Below are 1,359 nucleotides of genomic sequence, written 5' to 3' on the forward strand. Positions count from 1 at the left end.
GCGCTCGCTGCGCTCGTCGCGGTGGCCGTGTACGTCGACCTCGGCCGCGACCGCGAGGGCGCCCAGCGGCGGTTCCTGCTCGCGATGGGCGGCCTCGTCGCGTTCTCGGCCGGCGGGTCGCAGGTCGGGCTCGCGATCGGCCCGCTCGTCCCGATCTTCAGCGAAGTCGGTGTCCCGGTGTGGGCGCTGCTCGTCGGCGGCGGCGTCGGGCTGTTAGCCGGGTCGTGGACCGGCGCGCCGCGGATGATCAAAGCGATCGCCCAGGACTACGCCTCGATGGGACCGCGTCGGTCGATCGCCGCGCTCATCCCCTCGTTCGCGATCGCGCAGACCGCCGTCGCCTTCGGGATCCCCGTCTCGTTCAACGAGATCATCGTCTCCGCGATCGTCGGCGCGGGCTACGCCGCCGGCGACGCGGGCGTGAGCCGGAGGAAGATGGGGTACACGGTGCTCGCGTGGGTCGGGTCGCTCGTCGGCGCGTTCGCGCTCGGGTTCGGCGTCTACTTCGCTGTCGACCTCGTCGTGTGAGGCGCTCGGACCGCCCCGCCCGTCTCAGGCGCAGGGTTCCGGATACGCCGGCAGCCGCGCGGACTCCGCGCTGCCGTCCACGAACGGGAGGTCGACGGCGGTCGCCGGGACCTCCTCGCCGTCGACGCGGACGGAGACCGCACCGCGGTCGGCGTCGAACGCGACGAGCGCGAGGGCGGTCGGGACCTCCGTCGCGGGGCCGACCGCGGCGCGGGTGACCTCGCCGATCGCCTCGTCGCCGTCGAAGACGGCCGCGCCGGCCGCGGGGAGCGCGTCGTCGATCCCCCGCGGGTCCGCGTTCGCGTCGATGTCGGCGACCGCCGCCGCGACGCCGTCGAGTTCGAGGCCGACGAGCCGCCGGCTCGGTCGCCCCTGGTTCTCCACGCGCGAGACGACCTCCTGACCGACGTAACACCCCTTCTCGAAGTCGAGGGCGTTGCGGAGGCCGAGGACGTTCGGGACCGTCCCCGCCAGCTCGTACTCGAAGAGGGGCGTCCCGGCCTCGGTCGCGAGCGCGTCCCACGTCCGGTAGCCGAACGGCGCGGCGTTGAGCCCGCGGTTGATCAGGGTGTCGAACACGTCGCCCGCGTCGGCGGCGCCGCAGACGATCTCGTACCCCTCCTCGCCCAGCGGCGCGTCCGTCGCGATCACGGTGACGCCGGCGTCGACCATCGACCCGCGGACGAACGAGAGCGGCTCCTCGGGCGCGCCGGGACCCCCGAGGACGGACGCGACCTTCTCCGTCGACTTGGGCCCGTGAACGCCGAACACGCCGAACTCGTCGGAGACGTCGTCGATCTCGACGTCCTGGATGAACACGTTCTCCGCCCA

2 protein-coding genes are annotated in these 1,359 nt (G+C 73.5%); one reads left to right on the forward strand and one right to left on the reverse strand.

Going from position 1 to position 1,359, the window contains the following annotated elements:
* On the forward strand, positions 1-528 hold a 528-nt coding region (locus U4E84_RS17495; protein WP_322533365.1), incomplete at its 5' end, for an inorganic phosphate transporter.
* Positions 529-552: 24 nt separating this feature from the next.
* On the opposite strand, the gene U4E84_RS17500 is transcribed toward U4E84_RS17495, so the two are convergent.
* The coding region (locus U4E84_RS17500) for a glycine cleavage T C-terminal barrel domain-containing protein (RefSeq protein ID WP_322533366.1) at positions 553-1,359 on the reverse strand (807 nt) is incomplete at its 5' end.

The sequence above is a fragment of the Halorubrum sp. AD140 genome (assembly GCF_034497445.1).
Lineage (GTDB): Archaea > Halobacteriota > Halobacteria > Halobacteriales > Haloferacaceae > Halorubrum.